The sequence below is a fragment of the Litoreibacter ponti genome, assembly GCF_003054285.1.
In the GTDB taxonomy this organism is placed as follows: Bacteria; Pseudomonadota; Alphaproteobacteria; order Rhodobacterales; family Rhodobacteraceae; genus Litoreibacter; species Litoreibacter ponti.
Genome location: NZ_QBKS01000001.1, coordinates 1,317,656 through 1,337,906, shown reverse-complemented (window position 1 = coordinate 1,337,906; position 20,251 = coordinate 1,317,656). Strand labels below are relative to the sequence as shown.

General features: G+C 63.9%; 27 protein-coding genes. 18 read left to right on the top strand and 9 right to left on the bottom strand.

Annotated features, from left to right (window positions below):
- Nucleotides 1-3: 3 nt before the first annotated feature.
- The 5 genes from C8N43_RS06740 to C8N43_RS06720 all read left to right on the top strand — a co-directional run bounded on the left by C8N43_RS06740 (nt 4) and on the right by C8N43_RS06720 (nt 3,425).
- A complete protein-coding gene (locus tag C8N43_RS06740; RefSeq protein ID WP_107844868.1) occupies nt 4-279 on the top strand; it encodes an HlyU family transcriptional regulator in 276 nt (91 codons plus the stop codon).
- 107 nt (nt 280-386) lie between these two features.
- Nucleotides 387-917: an SRPBCC family protein gene (locus C8N43_RS06735; protein WP_107844867.1), complete on the top strand. Its 531-nt coding sequence runs from the start codon at nt 387-389 to the stop codon at nt 915-917.
- 54 nt (nt 918-971) lie between these two features.
- Nucleotides 972-1,412, top strand: a complete 441-nt coding sequence (locus C8N43_RS06730; protein WP_170114414.1) for a thiol-disulfide oxidoreductase DCC family protein — start codon at nt 972-974, stop codon at nt 1,410-1,412.
- Nucleotides 1,405-3,021 carry a saccharopine dehydrogenase family protein gene (locus C8N43_RS06725; RefSeq protein WP_107844865.1) on the top strand — a complete coding sequence of 539 codons (1,617 nt, stop codon included), beginning with the start codon at nt 1,405-1,407 and terminating at the stop codon, nt 3,019-3,021. Before C8N43_RS06730 ends, C8N43_RS06725 begins: the two co-directional genes overlap by 8 nt.
- A complete protein-coding gene (locus tag C8N43_RS06720) occupies nt 3,015-3,425 on the top strand; it encodes a secondary thiamine-phosphate synthase enzyme YjbQ (RefSeq protein ID WP_107844864.1) in 411 nt (136 codons plus the stop codon). Before C8N43_RS06725 ends, C8N43_RS06720 begins: the two co-directional genes overlap by 7 nt.
- Here the strand turns inward: C8N43_RS06720 and C8N43_RS06715 are convergent.
- Nucleotides 3,422-4,090, bottom strand: coding sequence for an SDR family oxidoreductase (locus C8N43_RS06715; RefSeq protein ID WP_107844863.1), 669 nt, complete (start codon nt 4,088-4,090; stop codon nt 3,422-3,424). The genes C8N43_RS06720 and C8N43_RS06715 overlap by 4 nt on opposite strands.
- A gap of 175 nt (nt 4,091-4,265) precedes the next feature.
- On the opposite strand from C8N43_RS06715, the gene nrdR reads away from it, so the two are divergent.
- From nrdR to C8N43_RS06700, 3 genes are all read left to right on the top strand, one after another.
- Nucleotides 4,266-4,733, top strand: a complete 468-nt coding sequence (gene nrdR, locus C8N43_RS06710) for a transcriptional regulator NrdR (protein WP_107844862.1) — start codon at nt 4,266-4,268, stop codon at nt 4,731-4,733.
- A 3-nt stretch (nt 4,734-4,736) separates the two neighbouring features.
- On the top strand, nt 4,737-5,831 hold the full coding sequence (ribD, locus tag C8N43_RS06705; protein ID WP_170114413.1) for a bifunctional diaminohydroxyphosphoribosylaminopyrimidine deaminase/5-amino-6-(5-phosphoribosylamino)uracil reductase RibD: 1,095 nt from the start codon (nt 4,737-4,739) through the stop codon (nt 5,829-5,831).
- Between the two features lie 246 nt (nt 5,832-6,077).
- Complete coding sequence (locus C8N43_RS06700) at nt 6,078-6,374, top strand: hypothetical protein (RefSeq protein ID WP_107844861.1); 297 nt, start codon at nt 6,078-6,080, stop codon at nt 6,372-6,374.
- A 72-nt stretch (nt 6,375-6,446) separates the two neighbouring features.
- Here C8N43_RS06700 and C8N43_RS06695 read toward each other — a convergent pair whose 3' ends face one another.
- The 3 genes from C8N43_RS06695 to C8N43_RS06685 form a co-directional block, all read right to left on the bottom strand.
- On the bottom strand, nt 6,447-8,414 hold the full coding sequence (locus tag C8N43_RS06695; protein WP_245912927.1) for a capsular polysaccharide biosynthesis protein: 1,968 nt from the start codon (nt 8,412-8,414) through the stop codon (nt 6,447-6,449).
- Between the two features lie 106 nt (nt 8,415-8,520).
- Nucleotides 8,521-9,600 carry a polysaccharide biosynthesis/export family protein gene (locus tag C8N43_RS06690; protein WP_107846269.1) on the bottom strand — a complete coding sequence of 360 codons (1,080 nt, stop codon included), beginning with the start codon at nt 9,598-9,600 and terminating at the stop codon, nt 8,521-8,523.
- Nucleotides 9,601-9,941: 341 nt separating this feature from the next.
- On the bottom strand, nt 9,942-11,231 hold the full coding sequence (locus C8N43_RS06685) for a capsule biosynthesis protein (protein ID WP_107844859.1): 1,290 nt from the start codon (nt 11,229-11,231) through the stop codon (nt 9,942-9,944).
- Between the two features lie 160 nt (nt 11,232-11,391).
- Here C8N43_RS06685 and C8N43_RS06680 point away from each other — a divergent pair, with 160 nt between their 5' ends.
- From C8N43_RS06680 to nusB, 6 genes are all read left to right on the top strand, one after another.
- A complete protein-coding gene (locus C8N43_RS06680; RefSeq protein WP_107844858.1) occupies nt 11,392-11,988 on the top strand; it encodes a riboflavin synthase in 597 nt (198 codons plus the stop codon).
- A 147-nt stretch (nt 11,989-12,135) separates the two neighbouring features.
- Nucleotides 12,136-12,702 (top strand): hypothetical protein, encoded by a 567-nt coding sequence (locus C8N43_RS06675; protein WP_146174173.1) that lies wholly within the window; start codon nt 12,136-12,138, stop codon nt 12,700-12,702.
- A gap of 52 nt (nt 12,703-12,754) precedes the next feature.
- Nucleotides 12,755-13,102 (top strand): hypothetical protein, encoded by a 348-nt coding sequence (locus C8N43_RS06670; protein WP_107844856.1) that lies wholly within the window; start codon nt 12,755-12,757, stop codon nt 13,100-13,102.
- 97 nt (nt 13,103-13,199) lie between these two features.
- On the top strand, nt 13,200-14,291 hold the full coding sequence (ribB, locus tag C8N43_RS06665; protein ID WP_107844855.1) for a 3,4-dihydroxy-2-butanone-4-phosphate synthase: 1,092 nt from the start codon (nt 13,200-13,202) through the stop codon (nt 14,289-14,291).
- A gap of 3 nt (nt 14,292-14,294) precedes the next feature.
- Nucleotides 14,295-14,837, top strand: a complete 543-nt coding sequence (locus C8N43_RS06660; RefSeq protein ID WP_107844854.1) for a 6,7-dimethyl-8-ribityllumazine synthase — start codon at nt 14,295-14,297, stop codon at nt 14,835-14,837.
- Nucleotides 14,838-14,844: 7 nt separating this feature from the next.
- Nucleotides 14,845-15,315, top strand: coding sequence for a transcription antitermination factor NusB (nusB, locus tag C8N43_RS06655; protein WP_107844853.1), 471 nt, complete (start codon nt 14,845-14,847; stop codon nt 15,313-15,315).
- Nucleotides 15,316-15,421: 106 nt separating this feature from the next.
- On the opposite strand, the gene C8N43_RS06650 is transcribed toward nusB, so the two are convergent.
- Nucleotides 15,422-16,027: a class I SAM-dependent methyltransferase gene (locus tag C8N43_RS06650; protein ID WP_107844852.1), complete on the bottom strand. Its 606-nt coding sequence runs from the start codon at nt 16,025-16,027 to the stop codon at nt 15,422-15,424.
- A gap of 88 nt (nt 16,028-16,115) precedes the next feature.
- Here C8N43_RS06650 and C8N43_RS06645 point away from each other — a divergent pair, with 88 nt between their 5' ends.
- A complete protein-coding gene (locus C8N43_RS06645) occupies nt 16,116-17,000 on the top strand; it encodes a LysR family transcriptional regulator (protein WP_107846268.1) in 885 nt (294 codons plus the stop codon).
- On the opposite strand, the gene C8N43_RS06640 is transcribed toward C8N43_RS06645, so the two are convergent.
- On the bottom strand, nt 16,997-17,491 hold the full coding sequence (locus tag C8N43_RS06640; protein ID WP_107844851.1) for an aggregation factor core: 495 nt from the start codon (nt 17,489-17,491) through the stop codon (nt 16,997-16,999). The genes C8N43_RS06645 and C8N43_RS06640 overlap by 4 nt on opposite strands.
- Nucleotides 17,492-17,607: 116 nt before the next feature.
- Between C8N43_RS06640 and C8N43_RS06635 the strand changes: the two genes are divergently transcribed.
- Both C8N43_RS06635 and C8N43_RS06630 read left to right on the top strand, forming a co-directional pair.
- A complete protein-coding gene (locus tag C8N43_RS06635) occupies nt 17,608-17,907 on the top strand; it encodes a hypothetical protein (RefSeq protein ID WP_107844850.1) in 300 nt (99 codons plus the stop codon).
- 188 nt (nt 17,908-18,095) lie between these two features.
- The gene (locus tag C8N43_RS06630) at nt 18,096-18,524 is read left to right on the top strand and encodes a DUF1801 domain-containing protein (protein WP_107844849.1); all 429 of its coding nucleotides are present in this window, start codon (nt 18,096-18,098) and stop codon (nt 18,522-18,524) included.
- On the opposite strand, the gene C8N43_RS06625 is transcribed toward C8N43_RS06630, so the two are convergent.
- Genes C8N43_RS06625 through C8N43_RS06615 form a run of 3 tightly spaced genes read right to left on the bottom strand, consistent with a single transcriptional unit; the run spans nt 18,521 to nt 19,660 of the window.
- Nucleotides 18,521-18,934, bottom strand: coding sequence for an SRPBCC family protein (locus tag C8N43_RS06625; RefSeq protein ID WP_107844848.1), 414 nt, complete (start codon nt 18,932-18,934; stop codon nt 18,521-18,523). The two genes, C8N43_RS06630 and C8N43_RS06625, sit on opposite strands and share 4 nt — an antisense overlap.
- Nucleotides 18,927-19,253 carry an ArsR/SmtB family transcription factor gene (locus C8N43_RS06620; protein WP_107844847.1) on the bottom strand — a complete coding sequence of 109 codons (327 nt, stop codon included), beginning with the start codon at nt 19,251-19,253 and terminating at the stop codon, nt 18,927-18,929. Before C8N43_RS06620 ends, C8N43_RS06625 begins: the two co-directional genes overlap by 8 nt.
- On the bottom strand, nt 19,250-19,660 hold the full coding sequence (locus C8N43_RS06615) for a cupin domain-containing protein (RefSeq protein WP_158269931.1): 411 nt from the start codon (nt 19,658-19,660) through the stop codon (nt 19,250-19,252). Before C8N43_RS06615 ends, C8N43_RS06620 begins: the two co-directional genes overlap by 4 nt.
- Nucleotides 19,661-19,774: 114 nt before the next feature.
- Between C8N43_RS06615 and C8N43_RS06610 the strand changes: the two genes are divergently transcribed.
- Nucleotides 19,775-20,230 carry an MmcB family DNA repair protein gene (locus C8N43_RS06610; protein WP_107844845.1) on the top strand — a complete coding sequence of 152 codons (456 nt, stop codon included), beginning with the start codon at nt 19,775-19,777 and terminating at the stop codon, nt 20,228-20,230.
- Nucleotides 20,231-20,251: the final 21 nt, after the last annotated feature.

Below are 20,251 nucleotides of genomic sequence, written 5' to 3'. Positions count from 1 at the left end.
GCCATGTCATTTCTCAAAAAGCTCTTCGGTGGCGGGGAAAGCCGCCCGAACCGGCCTTCGGCCGAGGAATACAGCGGCTTCCGCATCACGCCACAGCCTGTGAAGGATGGCCCAAATTACCGCATCGGCGCCATGATCGAGAAAGAGATCAACGGCGAGACCCGAGTCCACACGTTGATCCGCGCGGATACGCTCCAAAGCCTGGAGGCGGCGCAGGAGGCATCCGTGAGCAAGGCCAAGCAGATCATCGACGCGCAGGGCGACCGCCTGTTCGACTAGGGGCGGATCGAACCGCGATCTATCGCTGCTCTATGTCCCCCGACAATTTATGCTTTGGATGAATAACTCGCAGGAGTATTCTTTCGCGGACAAGCGGGGGGCACTCCATGCGACTTCTCAAATGGATCATCGGTGGCTTGGCGGGTCTTGTCCTCGCGCTCGCCCTGATCGGCATGCTGCTTCCGCGCGAGGTCGAGGTGTCGCGCAGCACGGTCATTGACGCGCCGCCGCGCGCGGTCTTTCCGCATGTGAATAACCTCAAGGCGACCGAGGCCTGGTCGCCCTGGCTTGGCATCGATCCCAATGTTCAGACGACATTCGGCCCCATCGCCGAGGGAGTTGGTGCGCGCATGGAATGGGCGTCCGATCATCCGAATGTGGGCAACGGCGCGATGGAGGTTATCGAAAGCGTCGAGAACGCGACCGTTGTGAGCGCGCTCGACTTCGGCGAAATGGGGCTGGCCACAGCGCGGCATGTCTTGCTCGAACAAGACGGCAAGACCGAGATCACCTGGAGCCTTGAGGTCGACATGGGCGCGGGCCCGGTCGGGCGCTGGATGGGGCTGATGATGGATGGCTGGGTCGGCGCGGATTACGAGCGCGGCTTGGCGAACCTCAAGACGCTGGTCGAAAGCTGACCTGCGACACCTCCCCACATGCTGCGCGTGCCCGGCCCGGCCTACCTTTCGTCCATGGCACGCTTGGCTCCAGACCCTCACGTGACCGCGCTCACGCAAGGGCGCGACGTGGTCGTCTTTGACGGCGTCTGCGTGCTGTGTTCGGGGTTCCTGAAGTTCATGTTGAAGCACGACCGGGCGGAGCGGTTTTCGTTCGTCGTGGCCCAGTCAGAGCTTGGGGAGGCGCTCTACGCCCATCTCGGCCTGAAATCCGCCGATTATGACACCAATGTCGTGATCATGGACGGGGTGATCTACACCAAGCTCGACGCTTTCGCCGCCGCCGTTGGATCGCTTGGCGGGATATGGCGGGCCGCAAGATTGGTGCGCGTCCTGCCGCGACCGCTGGCCGACTGGCTCTACAATCGCATCGCGCGCAATCGCTACAGTGTCTTCGGACGCATGGAAAGCTGCATGGTTCCGACGCCGGATGTAAAGGCACGGTTTCTTGGCTAAGGTCGTCGTTCTCGGCGCGACCGGGTTGTTTGGCGGGCACCTGGCGCGCCAACTCGCCGCGCGGCCGGATATCGAGTTGATCGTCGCGGGTCGCACCGCCGCACCGCTGGAACAGCTGGCCCAGGAATTGGGCGCGACGGCTTTGGTCATGGACCGCGCCACGCCTGAACCCTTGATGGAGCTCGCGCCTTTCGCGGTGGTCGACTGTTCCGGGCCGTTTCAGACCTACGGCGCGGAGCCATACGCCTTCGCCAAAGCCGTGCTCGCGGCAGGCGCGCATTATCTCGACATTGCTGATAGCCCCGATTTCGTCGCGGGGATCACGACCCAGGACGACGTCGCGTGCGATATGGGCGTCACCGCGTGGTCCGGCGCATCGACAACGCCTGCGCTCACGTCCTCGATTGCCGCAGATCTCGTGGACGGGCTAGAGGATATCGCATTGATCGAAACGGCGATCCTGCCCGGCAACCGGACCAAGCGCGGCGTCTCTGTCATGCGCGCGATCCTGGGGCAGGTGGGCCAGCCCTTTCGACTTCGCCGCGGCGGGCGTGACGAGACCGTGCGCGGCTGGAGCCGGACGCGAAAAGTAGCGCTCAAGGTCGGCACGCAATCCGTGTCGCCCCGGCGCGCGGCGATTGTGAACACGGCGGACAGGCTTTTGGCCGACCACTTCGACGCGCAGACCGTCACTCCGCGCGCCGGGCTGGAGTTGGGGCTGTTCCACCGCACACTCTCGATCGCTGGTCTTACCCGGCTGCGGCTCGACCGCTTAGCCCGGCCGCTCCTGCGGCTCGCGGACCTGTTTCGCCAGGCGGGGACCGATGTGGGCGGGATGCGGGTCCGGGTCATTGGCCGCAACGCGGGGCAGATCGAAGAGCGCGTGTGGGACATGATCCTGCCCGATGGCAACGGGCCGAAAACGCCTGTTCAGCCGGTGATGATTTTGCTTGATGATCTGCTCAAGGGGCAGGGCGCGCCCGGCGCGCGTCCGGCCATCGGCGTGATCACCCGCCAATGGGCCGAGGCGCAGCTCGACAAGATCGGCGCGCGGAATGAGCGACGCGACCGCATCATCACGCCGATCTTCGAGCGCGCCTTGGGCGATGACTTCCGCGCGCTCGCCCCGCAGGTGCAGGACCTGCATCGACCCGCCCATATTGCGCGATACGTGGGCGAGGCGGAGGTCGAAACCGCCACATCTCTGCCCGCCAGGATCGCCGCCTATATCGGGGGGTTCCCGCTCGGGGGCGGTATCGTTCCGGCAGAGGTCACGATAGAGGCAGATGGCGACGCAGAGACATGGACCCGCGAAATGGGCCACAAAACATTCCGCTCAACCCTGCGCTATGACGGCACGAAGATGACCGAACGCTTCGGCCCGCTTCTGTTCGATCTCGACCTTCACGTCGAAAACGGCGCACTTCGATTTCCGGTGACGCGCGGCAGAGCCTTCGGCCTCCTCCCTATCCCACGCTGGATGACCCCGGTCTCCACCACGTCCGAGACCGCGGACGCGCAGGGCCGCTTTCGCTTCGACGTGCGCTTGACCCTGCCTTGGGGGCCACTCATCGTGCATTACAAAGGATATCTGGAGCCTACATGCTGACGATCCCGACCCACGGTCCCGGTCTGTACGAATTTACGACGCAGGTGCGATCCTGGCTCGACGCTCAGGCAGCCAGCTCTGGGCTTCTGACGTTGTTTATGCGGCACACGTCATGCTCTTTGCTGATACAGGAAAACGCGGACCCCGAGGTTCAGACCGATCTACAAAACTACTTCACCCGGCTTGTGCCGCCCTCTACCCATCCTAGCATGTCCTACCTGACCCACACCTATGAGGGCCCCGACGATATGCCCGCCCATATCAAGGCGGCGATGCTACCGGTGTCCCTGTCGATCCCGGTGACAGAGGGACGGATGATGCTTGGCACATGGCAGGGCATCTACCTGTTCGAGCATCGCGACCGGCCGCATCACCGGCAGGTCGCGATGCATCTGTCGCCCTAATTCGTCGGCATCAGGAAAATTTCGCGGATGCTGGCGCGCTCTGGCGCGTCGAGCGCATGCATAACGGCGCCCGCGACGTCCTCGGGTTTCAACTTGTCCGGCTTGGCCTCGTCAAAGAATTCGGTGTCGACCATGCCCGGCGCCACAACCATGCAACGCCCGCCCCAGTCCTTCATCTCCTCGGCGAGATTGCCCGCAAAGCCGTGGATGAACCATTTGGTCGCGCCATAGATCGACCCGCTTAGATGCCGGCGCCCGGCGGCGGAGCCGGTCACGACATATTGCCCCTTTGTCTTGCGCAGGTGGGGCAGGGCCGCATGGGCAGTGTAGAGCGCGCCCATGATGTTCAGATCAATCATGCCCTGCCAGTCATCCGGATCGCCCCCTTCGGTGCCCCCTTGCGAGGTGCCGCGCCCGGCATTGGCGAAGACGGCGTCGAGCTGGCCGTGGGCCTTGGCGAAAGCGTCGATGGCCTCGACCTGCGCCTCGCGGGAGGTGGCGTCGCCGACATAGACATCCGCGCCGCCGATCTCGTCGGCCAGCGCGCGCAACTTGTCCTCGGACCGCGCGAACAGACCCACACGCCAGCCCGCCTTTGCGGCGGCTTTGGCCGTGGCGGCGCCGATGCCGCTTGATGCGCCCGTGATAAACAGTGTCTTGGTCATTGCGGTTCTCCTTCAATCCATGATGTCGCCGACTAACGCCGCTCGCGGCCAAAGAGTTCACACGCAAGGGGTGGGGGGTGCGATTTCCCCTCTACCCAAACCCTAGCGGCTCGCCTATAGTGCCTGTGGATAACTGGGGACAAACACCCAGATGGCAGGATAGAGGGAAAAGACGATGCGCTGTCCGTTTTGTGGAAATGTAGACACCCAGGTGAAGGACTCCCGTCCCGCCGAGGATCATGTGGCCATCCGCCGGCGCCGCTTTTGCCCCGCCTGTGGCGGCCGCTTCACCACCTACGAGCGCGTGCAACTGCGCGATCTGGTGGTCATCAAGTCCTCGGGCAAGCGCGAAGATTTCGATCGCGACAAGCTTGAACGCTCGATCCGCATCTCCATGCAGAAACGCCCTGTGGACCCCGAGCGCATCGATCAGATGATCTCCGGCATCGTGCGGCGTCTGGAAAGCATGGGCGAGACCGACATTCAGTCGACCGTGATCGGTGAGATCGTGATGGAGGCCTTGGCCCGGATCGACACCGTCGCCTATGTGCGCTTCGCCTCGGTCTACAAGAACTTCCAGGCCGCCGATGATTTCGAGGATTTCGTCTCCGAGCTGCGGCCGCCGGTCGGCAAAGACGACTAACCCATGGATCACGCCGCGGACCAGCGATGGATGGCGCTTGCGCTGTCGCTGGGTCGGCGTGGGCTGGGGCAGACCTGGCCGAACCCCGCCGTGGGCTGCGTGCTGGTGCGCGACGGACGTTTGCTCGCGCGCGGCTGGACCCAACCCGGCGGACGCCCCCATGCCGAAGCCATGGCGATTGCAGCCGCGGAGGACTGCACAGGCGCCACCGCCTATGTCAGTCTCGAACCCTGCGCCCATACCGGCCAGACCCCGCCCTGTGCCCAGGCGCTGATCGAGGCGGGCGTATCGCGCGTTGTCGTGGCCTTGGGCGACCCTGACCCACGTGTCGCCGGGAAGGGCCTTGCCATGCTGCGGGAGGCGGGCATCGAGGTCACCACGCGCGTATTGGAGGCGGACGCCCGCGACGATCAGCAAGGCTTCCTGTCGCGCGTCACCCAAGGCCGGCCGATGGTGACGTTGAAACTCGCAAGCTCGTTCGATGGGCGCATCGCCACCGCAAGCGGGGAAAGCCAGTGGATCACCGGACCCGCGGCACGACAGGCGGTGCAGGCCCTGCGGGCAAGCCATGACGCGGTGATGGTTGGCGGTAACACTGCGCGCGAGGATTTGCCCGCCTTGACCCTGCGCACCATGTCCGAGCGCCGCCCGCCCGTGCGCATCGTGGTCAGCCGGGAATTGCAGCTGCCACGGATGGGGCCATTGGCCGAAGACGACAGCGGCGCGCCGGTTTGGCTCTTGCACGGGCTAGATGTTGCGGATGATGCGCGCGCTTTCTGGAACGCGCGCGGGTCAGAGCTGATCGAAGTGCCAAAAGACGATACCGGGCTGGATATGGCCTCCGCGCTTCAAGCGCTCGGCGCGCGCGGGATCACCCGGCTGCTGTGTGAAGGCGGCGGTCTTTTGGCGGCGAGCCTGCTTCGTGCGGGACTTGTCGACCGGGTCGTCGGCTTCACGGCCGGTGTAATGCTTGGGGGTGACGGCCTGCCAAGCCTCGCGCCCCTCGGAATTACGGCCCTTTCGGATGCGCCGCGCTTTGCCTTGAAAGAGGTGACGCGCGTCGGTCCGGACATCGCGCATGTGTGGACCCGAACCTGAGCCAACCCCCGATTCCTGCGAAACCCTGACGGGTCTCACGCGATGTGAGCGGATTCTCACGCGCCCGTGACGGTCTTGTCCGAGGGTGAGGGCGTGTGTGCGTGAGTGCGCAGAAATGCGGGTATTTTCGGATTTCAGAGCATTTAGGCAGGGCCGCGCATGGCTCATATTCATCTCATCAAACGGCAACACGCCGCACACACATCGCCCCGCAGAGGGCCTCAAAACTAAAGAGAGTACACCGAAATGAAAACCGTCATCGCAACCATCCTCGCCCTGTCCGCCGCCGCTCCTGCCTTCGCTCAGGTCGACAACGCCGCCGCCCATTTCGCCCTTGGCAATGACAGCGCCGCCGAGCGCGTGATCCGCGACACCTCCACCGGCAACATCTTCGCCGCCCAGCTGAACGGCGCGCTGGCCAATGAGAGCGCCGCCGAGCGGTCGGTCAACAAGACCGCCGACGTGGCCACAAAAGCGTCCTCCGACGTGCTGCGCTTCTTCGCGCTTAGCAACGATAGCGCCGCCGAGCGTATCGTGAAGTAACGTCTCCCCGCGGTCTTCTCCCTGGACCCAGAAGAAGCCCTCGCCTGAACAGGCGGGGGCTTTTTGCATGCGCTATCCGCTCCGCCAGAGATGGGCATAGGACGCAAACGCGCCCTGAGCTTTGGCAAGCAAGCGGTTGCCCAGACCCGCGCGGGGCAAGGTGCCCGTGGCGAGCCGATCTACGGCGATTTCCGGCGGGCAGGGCTGACGCGTCACGGGATCGAAATAGCGCGGGTAGTCGATCAGGCTGGCATGAACCAATTGATCAAGGCTTGCCGTCCCGCGTCGCGCCGGGACCGAGCCACGATCCTCAGTCAGCCCCCATCCCGCGTAAAACGGCGCGCCGTAGCAGGTGACGGGGACCTCGCGCAGCAGGGCCTCGAACCCCAATAGCGACGTCATCGTGCAGACCCGGTCCGCGCGGGCGATCAGGGCCAGCGGATTGGCGCTTTCTGCGATCCAGTCAGCCTCGGGGGCCGGGATGTCGCCATCGCGCAGCCCGGCCTCGACATCGGGGTGCGGTTTGTAGACCACGAAGGCGTCCGGGAAATCGCGTCGCACGGCCGCCAGAAGGGCCGCATTGTCACAGACCTCTTTCGTGCCAAGCCGGATCGAGGCGTCATCTTCGACTTGCCCCGGCACCAGAATTACGTCGCGCCCGCCCGCATCGAACTCTGGCGCGGCACCGTCAAGATTATATTTGCTGACCCCCAGTTTCACGATTTGGCGGCGCAACCTTGATGCGCGCGCCAGCGCGGCGGGGGGCAAGTTTTCGCCGGGCGTCACCAGCGCCTCCAGCTGAGAGGGACGTGTCGGGTCGTAGTAGATACCGCTGTCATCGGTGACCAACGACAGGGGGGCGACAAGATCAGCGCCGAGGCCCCGCGAGCGCAGGAAACCGTCCTCGACCCGCAAGAGCCGCGTGCCTTGGGCCTCCGCCCGGGTGGCGAAGCCGTCTGGCTCCTTGCCCGCCCAGACAAGCAGGGACCCGTCGCGCGCGGCCATCAAGGCGTCGTCGGGATCGCGCGCAAACTGGACCTTGGCGTCGGGCCCGGCGCGGCCTGCGCCGAAGATCGCTTGCATCGGTCCGCGCTTCCACAACCGCATGCCATAGGCCACATGACCCGCCCGATCCTGCATGTGGGCCCGGGTGAGCGCCTCTAAGGTATCGAGCGTGTCTTCAAGGGGGCAAAGCCGGTCGCGATAGGGGTCGTACCAGCGGCAATAATCGAGCATCACACCCGCAAAAAGCTGCGCGCGGGTCAGTGTCCGCTGCCTGCGATCAATCGGTTGCCGGTCATCGGTCAACCCCCAGCCCGCATAGAAGGGCTGCCCGAACACGTGGGGTTTGTGCCCGGCCAGAACCGCTTCGAACCCCATACCGGAGCTAACGGTATAAACCGCAATCGCGCCTTCCATCAGATCGTAGACCGGGGCTGCGTGCTCAAAGAGCGAGATGCGTTCGGTCACGTCGCCCAGACCAAAATGACCCTTGCGGTGGCCTGCGATTGTCTCGGGATGGGTCTTGATGACGATGCGCGCGGTCGGGTGTTCTTCCTGCGCGAAGACCAGCATCTCGCGGAAATGATCCGCCGAGGCACCGCCATGCTTGATCGAGGCATCGCCGCGCGTCTGGTCGATGACCAGCACGTAGCCGGGCTTCGGGATTTGCGCCTTGGGGTCAAAATCGTTGTATTTCGACAGGTTAGCCGCCTTGATCCGGGCCATGGCGTCGCGTGCGCGCTGCAGATGATGCGCGTCGTCAAACGCGGCTGTGGCCAGATGCGCCTCAAGATCAGAAGGGCCGGAGCTGTCGAAATAGGGGCGTTGCCGGTCCAGTGTCAGCCCAAGCGGCGGCTCGCCATCGCGGCCCGGTCGGATGGAGCGTAGAAACGCGTCCTCGACATGCAACAGGCCCGCGCCGATCTTGTCCGACACGGCCTCGCCACGCCCCGAGGTGGGGCTTTTGCCCCAGACCGCGACCAGATCGTCCGGGCCGGGCTTTCCCAACCGCAGATCATAGCCTGCAAGCTCCAGCATGCGGCGGACACGCTTTTGGGTGAAGAAGCCCCCGTTGAAATAAAAAAGCCGCGGACGGTGGGAGGAGCCGTCCGCGGCATCAGTGGCCGAGCCAGATGGCTCCATTTTAGTTAGAGCCACCGATTGAGGAGAGGGCGTTGGCGGACTGCAGCGAGCCGGTCAGCGCCGAAATGGTCTTGTTCCAGGTCACGAAGGGGGCCTCGGTCACGTAGACCGTGTCGCCGTCCCGGATGATGAAATCGCGCGCCTCGAACATGCCCGTGGGCTGGGTGAGGTCCAGCACGTAGGCGAAGCGCTGCGTGCCTTGCAAATCAGACCGGCCCAGCACCGAATTGGCGATCTCTGCGGGCTCGTTGCGGAAGACGAAGACGCCCGTGGGGTCCGCAAGGCTTGAATTCAGGCCACCCACCTGCGCGATGGCCTCGATGGCCGACAGGGTCTGGGTCACGAACTCGATGCGGTTCTGCGCGCCGGTGGCCCCCAGAACGGTAAACGCGCGGCTGTCCTCTTCGACCAGGATGCGGTCGTTGGGGCGCAGGGCGATGTCGAATTTCGGGTTGGAATACAGATCCTCGAACCAGATTTTCGAGCGGTGCTTGCCGCGGATCACGGTGATCTGCGCCACTTCGGGCTCGATCGAGATGCCACCGGCGCGTGCGATCATGGCCGACAGCGTGCGGGTCGGACGCTCAATCGCGAAGAGGCCTTGCTGGCCCACTCCGCCGACGAGCGACACGGTCGCGCCGTCACCTGCCACCCGGCGCACCAGCACCTGCGGATCGGGGGTTTGAGCGTCAAGCTTGCCGGTGATGATGCGGCGCAGCGCCTCGGGCGTGTTGCCCGCAGCCTTGATGCGGCCCGCATAGGGGACGAAAATGAAGCCCGCGCCATCGACCTGAACCTCGCTCAGGTCGGTCGCATTGGCACCTTCGGCGGCCAGGAGCCCGTCATCGACGTTTTCCCAGATCGCAAGACCCAGCGTGTCGCCGGGCCGGATCGTGTCAGAGCCCACGACGCCTGCGTTCACGAACCCGTCCGTGAAACCCAGCACGGGCTGCACCGAGGTGACTTGCGTCACGCGGCTGTTGACCGACACGATGAAAGCGTCGCCTTCGCGCTGAACGGAGCCTGCAAAGATCTGCCGCTTGCCCGGCCCTGATTTCGGCAGGCCGCAAGATGCGAGCATCACGGCTGCAAGCGTAAAGGCCACGACTTTCGTGGCTTTGGGACCCAATTTTTTCACTGGTGTCCTCCTCGATTTATAAAACTGCCTCAGTTTTTTCTTTTAGCTGTAGCGAATTGGCGCAAAAAAGATAGCCCCCCGCGCGCGGCCCAGATGGGGGTGTGGCGCGCGAAGCGCAGTGGGGCGCGCGAGCCCGCCACATCTTGCGCTAACACGCGGTGAGGGCTCCAAATCTGCCGAGATGTGCAGCGAAGCAGCGTCGGGGATTTTTGCGAGCCGCCGGAATTTCCGTATTTTTGGAACAAAGAAGGACAAGCTGGGCTTTGGGGGCGCCGCTGGCGCGCTTATTTGACGACGTGCAACTGCTGGCGCGGGGTGGCGGTGCCTGCGGTCAGAGCGTCATACGGGTCCTCTTGGGCCAGCATCATGTCGACCACCTGCCGCAGCAACTGCCTGCGTCCGCGGGCGGAGTAGAAGCCGCCGGGGATTTGTGACGTCTCGAGCAGGTAGTGCCGATAGTCCCGATACGCGCGGCTGTCGGGCCGCGTTGGGTTGGTGAAGAAGTCAGGCAGGCTCTGGGTCGAGACGAATTCCGGCTTGTTGTAGACCGCGTCGCCGAACACCTTCAGCGGTAGCCCGCGCCACAGCACCTGCTGCGCCGCAGTGGAGTTTACGGTGACCGCCGAGCGGGCCGTGTTGAGCAGGCCCGCCAGCTTGCCGCCACGTACGTAATGCACGCGGGTGCTGACGCCATGCGCCCGGGCAATCCGCTTGATTTCGCGCCGCAGGGGCACCCGGCCATCTTCGAGCGGGTGGGCCTTTAGCACCAGATGGTGATGTGTCGGGGCCCCCGTCGCGAAGCCCTCGATCGTCAACTCCAGAAAGTCCGTCATGGTCTCGAAGGGCGAGTGCTGCTGGAAGCTCGCGTCATGCTCCAGCTGCAACAGCGCCAGATGATAGGGAAAGCCGCCATGCTTGATCCGCCACGTCGCGAGCCTGCGATCCAAAGCTGTGAAGGGCATCGTCACGAGACGTTTGAGGTAAAGCTGGAATTCTTTGGTCACGCCAATGGCGCGATGCGGCTTGAAGTTGCGGTACTTCCAGTTCCGCAGGAAGACAAAGTAATGGTAGACCATGCCGTAGAACACATGCTGGCGCATGTCGCCCCACCGGGCGGGCGCATCGGGCAGGTCAAGGTCCAGCCCCTCAAGCGCCGCTCGCATATCGCCGACCGACATCTGCATCAGCCGTGAGTGCCCGTTCGCGCCGCCGCGCTCATAGCTGACCCAATAGGGGCGCAGGTAGCCTTCCTCGAACACGTGAACCCGCAGGCCCAGCTGTTCCGCCCGCGCGACCGCCTCGGCATGGATGGGGCGGGTGTCGCCATAAAGAACAAGGTCGGTGACGTGCTTTTCCGCAACGATCTCGGCAAACCGCGCGGGCCAGTCCTCATGGGTGCCAAGATAAGGCAGATACGTCTTGTTGGAGAACCAAAACGCGTCGTCGCCCTTGTTGAAGCCCACGCGCCACACCTGCGCCCCGGCCGCCACGAGCATTTTGGCCAAGCGGTAGAAGAAGGGCCCATGGGGTCCTTGCAGGAAGAGAAAGGTCTTGTCCTTGCCGGACAGGGTCATCTCGGTCGGTCCTCGTATACGCAGGCCATCACTACATACCGTCTACCCAATAGTCATCCGCTGCGGCGCGCGTAAGGCGCGATTCCGGCAGCACTGTGGCCCAAATTCCTTGCAAATCCGTCAATGCCCGCGCTAGGTGCCGGGGCAGGAGGGCCCGCCCATGTTCACAGGCATCATCACCGATATCGGCACCGTCACCCGGCTGGAGCAGGAGGGCGATCTGCGCGCGCGCATTGCCTGTGCCTACGACCCCGCCGGCATTGATATCGGGGCCTCCATCGCGTGCAACGGGGTCTGCCTCACGGTGATCGAGCGCGGCACCGACACCGCGCCCTTCTTTGACGTGCAAATCAGCGCCGAGAGCGTGTCCAAGACCAATATCGGCGACTGGCGCGAGGGCACCCGGCTCAATCTGGAGCGTGCGCTGAAGCTCGGCGATGAACTGGGCGGGCATATCGTGTCGGGCCATGTCGACGGCATCGCCAAGGTCACCGACATGAGCGACGAGGGCGACAGCACCCGCGTGACTTTCGAGGTGCCGGAAGATCTGGCGAAGTTCATCGCCCCGAAGGGCTCGGTCGCGCTGAACGGGACCTCCCTGACGGTCAACGAGGTCAGCCGTACCAGCTTCGGGGTCAATTTCATCCCCCACACCAAGATCGCGACCAATTGGGGCGACACGCAAACCGGCGACCGCATCAATCTCGAGATCGACACGCTTGCCCGCTACGTAGCCCGCCTGCAGGAATGGGCTTGATCCGGCCCATCCCGAGCGCGCAGCGACCTCATTGTCCAAGGTTTCAACTGAATCGCCGCTGAGATGAGCGATCTGCCCAGATAGAGCGACGTTTTTCTGGTAATCGCCCGCGCATCCGTGGTTTCCTTGGCCCCGCTGGAGGATGCGATGAGAAAACCGATGCTTGGCCACAATAACGGCCCCACGATGGAGGGCGGTTACGCCTTTCGCAAACACGCCTGGGGGCGGGCTCGCAAGGACCTGCTGCCGACCTTGCCTATCGAGGTGCTACGGGGCCGGGTGCGGCGCGCCAAGGCGCTGGGACTGCCTTACAAGACCTACGCATCCGTGCGGGCATCAACGGGTCGCGATGTGGTGGGATTTCTGTTCTCCAACAATGCGTTGCGCATGATGCGCGATGCGCAGCCTAGCCCACGGGCAGTCGCGTTGCGGCCCATCCGTGCCGAGTTTGCGGCGCTGGTGCACATGCCGCTCGACCCGGACGCGCTCGCGCAGATGTTGGCGTCCCAGGGGATCGATATCACCTCCGCCCGCGCGCCGCATTTCGCGCAAGGGTGGAGCGACACGCGCGCGGCTGTGCAGGCGCCCATACGCGGGGCCAATCTGCCGCTCGACGGCGTCTTGGTCATCGGCGACACGACGCAGGAACGCGACTGGTCGGAAGCGGGCAAGCTGGCGGGATTTGTGCCGTCAGATACCTATTTCACGTCCTAATTTCGCCGCAACCCTATGCCATCAAGGGGGCTCTACCCGAAAGGAGCCCCTGATGATCAAACGTACACTCGCGCTGGCAATCTTCGCCACGACGCCTGCCTATGCAGGCCAGCCGATCTACGTCTCTATGGCCGAATGCGCCGGTATCATGCGGGCGTTGACCGACCAGATGGAAACGCCCGGCCCCCGTCGTGAGCGTTTGGTGCAAGCCGCGCTCAACTGGGACGCCGCCGCCCATGCGGAAGCCGGCCAGGACGTCTCCGCCCTGATCGACCAGAAGGCCACGCAGTGGCGCGACAAGGGCGCGACCGTCGTCTTCACCGAGGATTTCAAAGATTGGGCCAAGTATTGCCGCTCGCTGGCGAAGCACAAAGGGCTCAAGATCGACCCGGGCAAATAGGCGCGCTCAAACAGGCGCGACGCCACGACCCACGGGGCAGGGCCTTTCCAACGGGCCGCAAAGCCTCTATCTGGCAGTCCAACCAAGGACTGCTGCCATGACCGATTATTCCGACGCCATTTCGCCCATCGAGGAAATCCTCGAAGACGCCCGCAACGGGCGTATGTTCATCCTCGTCGATCACGAGGACCGCGAGAACGAAGGCGATCTGGTGATCCCGGCCCAGATGGCCACACCAGAGGCGATCAACTTCATGGCCACCCACGGCCGTGGGCTGATTTGTCTGACCCTGACCTCGGAGCGCTGCGATGCGCTCGATCTGCCGCTGATGGCCTCCTACAACTCGTCGCGCCACGAGACGGCCTTCACCATCTCCATCGAGGCGCGCGAGGGCGTGAGTACCGGCATCTCCGCCCATGACCGCGCGCGCACTGTGGCCGTGGCTATCGACGCGGGTAAAGGCCCGCAGGACATTGCCACGCCGGGTCATGTCTTCCCGCTGCGCGCGCGCGATGGCGGCGTGCTGGTCCGCGCGGGCCATACCGAGGCCGCTATCGATGTCTCCCGGCTCGCTGGGCTGAACCCGTCAGGGGTAATCTGCGAGATCATGAATGATGACGGCACCATGTCGCGCCTGCCTGATCTGGTGAGCTTTGCGCAGAAACATGCGCTGAAGATCGGCACGATTTCCGATTTGATCGCCTACCGCCGCCGCCACGACAATCTTGTGCGCGAGACAAGCGCGAAGTTGGTCACGTCGGAATTTGGTGGCGACTGGACCATGCGCGTCTTCTCTGATGTCACCCAAGGGGCGGAGCATATCGCGCTGTCCAAGGGCGATCTGACCACGGACGCGCCGGTGCTGACCCGGATGCATGCGCTCAACCCGATAGAGGATGTGCTGGGCCTTGGCCCCAGCCCCGCGTCCGAGATGGCGCAGGCGATGAAGACCATCGCAGAAGAAGGGCGCGGCGTCGTCGTGCTGCTGCGCGATACGGCGATGAAGATCGACCCCGAGGGCGGGCAGTCGCCGCAGACCCTGCGCCAATACGGGCTTGGCGCGCAGATCCTTGCCGCCTTGGGACTGTCCCAGCTTGAACTTCTGACCAATTCGCCCGCCCCCAACGTGGTGGGTCTGGATGCCTACGGGCTGTCGATCACCGGCACCCGACCGATCAAAGGAGCCTGAGCCATGGCCACCGCAGAGCAGCACCACATCCTCGAGACGCCCAAATTCGACGAGCCTGTCAAGCTCGCCCTCGTCATCTCGCCCTACTACAAGGACATCGCCGATGATCTGGTCGCGGGCGCACGGGCCGAGGCCGAGAAGGCGGGTGCGAGCGTCGAAGTGATCGAGGTGCCCGGCGCGCTGGAAATCCCGCCCGCGATCCGCATCGCCCACCGCCAAAGCAATTTTGACGGCTATGTGGCGCTCGGCTGCATCATCCGCGGCGAGACCACGCATTACGAGACGGTCTGCAATGACAGCTCCCACGGGCTGATGCTGCTGGGCCTGCAGGGCGCCAATATCGGCAATGGCATCCTGACGGTCGAAACGCGCAAGCAGGCCGAGGACCGCGCCGATCCCGACGGACAAAATAAAGGTGGCGGGGCGGCTGCGGCGGCCTTGCATCTGATCGCGCTGCAGCGCAAATACGGCGCGCAGCGCAAGGGCGTCGGCTTCAAGCCCGGCGGTCGCAACGATGATGATGACGGAAGCTTCCAGATCGCATGACCCGCACATGACACTTTCCGGCAACCAAAAGCGCGCCATGCGCTCCGCCGCGCGGCTTTATGCCGTGCAGGCCCTGTTCCAGATGGAGCATAGCGACCAGTCCATTGACAAGGTGCGCGACCAGTTCGAGTCTCACCGTTTCGGCGAGGTCTTCGACGACTACGAGATGATCGAGGGCGACATGGACACGTTCCGCGCGCTGCTTGAAGGGGCTGTGGCGGGGCAGGCGCGCATCGACCAGATGACCGACCGGGCGCTGGTGGCGAAATGGCCGATCAACCGGATCGATCCGACCCTGCGCGCGCTGTTTCGGGCGGCGGGGGCGGAGCTTGTCGCGGGCAAGACCCCGCCCAAGGTGGTGATCGTGGAGTTCGTCGACGTGGCCCGGGCCTTCTTCCCCGAGGGAAAAGAGCCCAAGTTCGTCAATGCCGTGCTCGATCACATGGCGCGCGAAGCGCAGCCGGACGCCTTCGCCTGATCAGGAAAATTTAACGTTAACAAAGAGCTAACGTTTTTCGGCGCTCCGAGACTTCCAGTAACATCAAGCACTTAAGTATGGGTAACCCATGGGTTACCTCCGCTCTTTAAGACCGGCGCGCGACGACGTAACGGCTGATCGCCGGGTAATTGCCCGTCTCGATGATCTCGAACCCGGCCGCTTCGATGCGCGTCTCGAGGTCAGATTGTTTCAGCAGATGCACGAAGGGCGCCTTGCCCATCAGCTGCATGATCTTGACCAACGGCCCCACGAACCAGCGCTTCTGCCACAGGCACACGGTCTTGCTGATGAACAGCCCGCCGGGCTTGGTCAGCGTGTGGGCGTGGCGCAGCGCGCCGTCCAAATCCTCGACCAGATGATACAGGTTCAACCCCATCACCACGTCGAACGGCGCGCCCTCGATCGCAGCGTCCGCGCTGGCTTGCACGAAGCGCAAGCCGTCTGGCGCGTCGGGCTTGGCACGGGCAATGTCGATCATCGCGCCAGAGATATCCGTGCCCACGTATTCGGCCACGTTGTCTGCCAGCAGAAGCGCGGTCGAGCCGGTGCCGCAGCCCAGCTCCAGCACCCGGTCGGTGGGCTTGAGATAGCTGCGGGTCCGCTCCAGCGAGCGGTGGTAATTGTCGAGATCCTTGATCTTCGATCTGGCGTATTTGGGCGCAACTCTGTCCCAGAATGTCATGGCGGTCATGTCAGCTCTCCTTTTCTGCGGCATGGCGTAGACCCGCGCTGCGGTATTGGGAATTGCATTAATCCTGTGATTGCTTATGCAGATTTGCATGAACTGGGATGAAATCGCCTTTGATTGGAACCACGTCCGGGCCTTTCTGGCAACGGTGGAGGAGGGATCGCTGTCGGCGGCTGCCCGCGCCACTCGGCAGGCGCAGCCGACGCTGGGCCGTCAGGTGGCCGCTTTGGAAGAGGCGCTTGGCGTGACGCTGTTCGAGAGGGTCGGGCGCAAACTCGTTCTGACGCCATCGGGCGCAGAGTTGGTCGCCCATGTGCGCACCATGGGCGAGGCGGCCACCCGCATTTCGCTGGCCGCCTCGGGGCAGTCGCAAAGCGTGGCGGGCCTTGTGCGCATCAGCGCGAGCGACGTGACCGCGGCCTTCATCCTGCCAAACCTGCTCAGGGCGTTGCGTCAGCGCGCCCCAGAGCTGGAGATCGAGCTGATCGCCGATAACAACCTGTCCGACCTGCAGCACCGCGACGCCGATATCGCCATCCGCCATGTCCGGCCCGAACAGCCCGAACTGATCGCGCGCAAACTGCATGATGACACCGCCAGCTTCTATGCGACCCATGCCTACCTGGAGGCGGCCGGACGGCCCGCGCAGCTCAGCGACCTGAACGCGCTGGATTTTATCGCCTTTTTCGACACCGAGGCGTTGATCACCCATTTCAACGCGCTGGGCATGAACCTGACGAAGGAGAATTTTCGCCTGTCGAGCAATAGCGGGGTGGTGGGCTGGCAGATGGTATGTGCGGGGCTTGGGATCGGCATCATGTCCGACCGGGTTGCGGCGCGCGCGCCGGAGGTGGTGCGTGTGCTCCCGAGCATGGAGCCTTTGAGCTTTCCCACATGGCTGGTCAGCCACCGCGAGCTTCTGACCAGCGCGCGGATCCGGCTGGTCTACGACTACCTTGCCAAGGGCCTGCGTTAGCTGCTGCACAGCCCGCGCACGACGGCGCGGTTGGTGTTGTCGAAGCTGCCCAGACCGCTTGCGCCGCCCGCGCTGATGCGCAGTGCGGCTCCGGCAATCTCGCCGCCTGTCACTTGGGTCTGGCCAAGCGCGCCGTGACGCAGCACGTCGTCGACGTCGATGGTGAAGCTCAATTCGCCGCCCGCCGGCCAATCCGGTACCGTCAACGACAGTTGCCCCGCGCCATCGCTGACGGAGACTTCCGCGATTTTGCCTGACACCGCCTCGAACGGTTGAAAGACCTCGACGCCCGCGCCGCCGCCTTCGGTATCAAAGATCAAGCCACCCGCGCTCTCCTGCATATCCAGCTCGACCACCACCGCGCCCAGGGCGCAGCCGGTGTTCACAAAGGAGAACGTGTCTTTCGGGGCGCTCTCGATGAAGCGCGCCTCGATCTGGGCGTGGGCCGCGGCGGGACACAGGGCGAGGGCGATCAGTGCGGGGCGAAGCATGGCGCATCCTTTGAAAACTTGACTGTCTGGAAGGTAACGCGCGGACGCGAAAAGTCCGGCGCAATTTTGGAGAATTGCCGCGCCCGTGCTATATTGGCCTGGACAGGAGGTGCCCCATGCCCACCCATATCAAATTCATGCTCCGCCATGCCGCGCTGGGCTCTCTGGCCGGTCTGGTCTTCTCGGTACTGCTTGTCTGGCTCGACGTCGCGGGGCTTCGGCATCTGGTGCTGGCCACGGCGGATGGGCCACTGGCGTTCACGATCATGGTGGTGTTGTTCGCGTCGACCTTTGGCGGCGTGCAGATCGCAATCGCGGTGATGGCGCAGCAAGAGCCGCCCGCGCCGCCCAAGGGGCCGCGTCCGAACGCGTTGGTGCCAGTGCGGGTGGAAGTGACGGAACCACCACAAACGTAAGGGAACTTATTCCCGCAGACCTGTATATACAGGTGGGCGCCAGGTAACTGGACCAGGATCCAGACAGAGCCAGCTCCCGCGGAATTGCTTAAGGCCACCGGAATGTAGCCCCTATGGCACAGGATGGGCAGAACCGTCACGTTTGCAGATAGGCTCCGGCGCGGGCCATGGCAAGGGAGCGCGACACAATGGCGGGCAACAAGACCGTACCTTTGGATTTGCAGCCGTTGGAGGTCATCGCACGCGTCGATCACCCACAGCGCCGCGCCGATGCCGAGGTTCTGCTGCCCTTTTTCAAGCGCATCACCGGTTGGCCCGCCCAGATGTGGGGCCCGTCCATCATTGGCTTCGGGCGCTACCACTACCGCTACGACAGCGGGCGGGAGGGGGAGTTTTTGATCACGGGCTTCAGTCCGCGAAAGGCCTATACCTCTGTCTACATCTTGCCGGGATATCAGGACATGTCCGACGCTCTCGCGCGGCTGGGCAAGGTCAAGCACGGCAAAAGCTGCATCAATATCAAGGCGCTGTCCGACATCGACATGGGGTTGCTGGAAGAGATGATCCGCGACGGGCTTGCGTATATGCAGGCCAATTACGAGACCTATCCACGCTAGTCGCCATGGGCGTCCGCCCTCATGCGGGCCAGATGGTCGTCCCAGCCTGTGTCGAGCGCGAGGATCAGGCCGAACGCCTCGGCGCTCTGCGGCAAGCCGCTATGTTCCAGCGACAGCATGGTGCCGCCCGGAACAGTGTCGAGCTGCCAGCGCACAAGGCTCGTGGCATCGCCCATGGGCTTGATGGTGAATGTGTATTCAAGCACGTCGTGCGGGTCGAAAATCTGCACCTCTCCCCACATCAGCTTGTCCCCGCTATCGGTGCCGAACATCGCGTAGGGGCCTTCCGCCAACGGCGCGTCGGGCCGGTGAAACCAGATCGCCAGCTTGTCGGGTTCGGTCAGGTAAGCCCAGACCTGCGGCTTGGAAGCTTTCAGGAAGATGCGCTTGCGCAGGATGGAATCAGTCATGGTCTTGGTCCTTTTCAATGGCGGATTTCAGGGCGTCGAGGCGGCTATCCCAGACCTGATCGAAGAAGCCGAGCCAGTCGAACACCGGGGCGAAGCCTTCGGGATTGAGCTGGTTGATCCGCTCGCGGCCCCGTGGCGTCACCGTGATCAGCCCCCCATCCGACAGCACCGTCAGGTGCTTCTTGACCGCCGCGCGGGTCATGTCGAAATCACCAGCGACCTGCGCGATCGTACGCGGCCCGGCGGTCAGGGTCTGCAGGATCTCGCGCCGGGTGGGGTCGGCGAGCGCGCGAAAGGTTGCCTGCACCGCAGGGCTCATCGCGTCACCGGCAGGAAATCAAACGCCCCGTCCTGATAGAGAAATGTGACGCATGGCACCTGCGAGATGCAGGACGAGACATGGGCAAGGCCTGCCGGGATCTTGTAGAACGCGCCCGGGGGCAGGGGCCGGGTCTCGCCGCCCGTGTCGGGCGCATGGGTCATGGTGCCCTCGACCACCAGTCCGTACATATTGGCCGATTTGACATGGGCGGGACTCTTCAATCCGGCGGGCAGGCGCACCATCGCCATGTAGGCGCCGGCGAACCGGTCGCCTTCGATCGGCGCAAAGGCCACGCCTTCGGGTGTTGTGGCCCAGTCCAGCGCCGAGGGCGCGAGCCGGGTGATGGACGGGTCCGCCGCAGCGAGCGGCGTGGCCAGCGACAAAAGGCAAGCAAGCAGGCGCATCATAAGATCTCCAAAATATAACCATAAGGTATCATTTATATATGAAACTATTTGGTATCACGTCAAGAGATTCCCGGTCTTGATTTTTGTTTACCTTTTGTTCACACTCGCCCCATGCCCGATGATCTCACTTCCCCAAGCCTTCAGCCCGGCCAGCTTCTGGCCCGTGGCGTGGCACGGCATCTCAGCTCCCACGGGTTCGCCTGTCTGGAAGAATTCGTGCCCGAGCGCGGCAAACGCGTCGATGTGATGGCCCTTGGTCAGAAGGGCGAAATCTGGGTCGTCGAGTGCAAATCCTCCCGTGCGGACTTCCAGACCGACTGCAAGTGGAAAGGATATCTGGAATGGTGCGACCGCTACTTCTGGGCGGTGGACGAGACTTTCCCGACCGAGCTTTTGCCCGCAGAAACCGGCCTGATTATTGCCGATGCCTACGACGCCGAGATCATCCGCATGGCCCCTGAGGACACGGTTGCGGCCGCACGACGCAAGGTGATCACGCGCAAGTTTGCCCGCACGGCGGCATTGCGCCTGAACGCCCTGCGCGATCCCGAGATTGTGCGTCTTTAGGTCGGATCCTCGGGCGAGCAG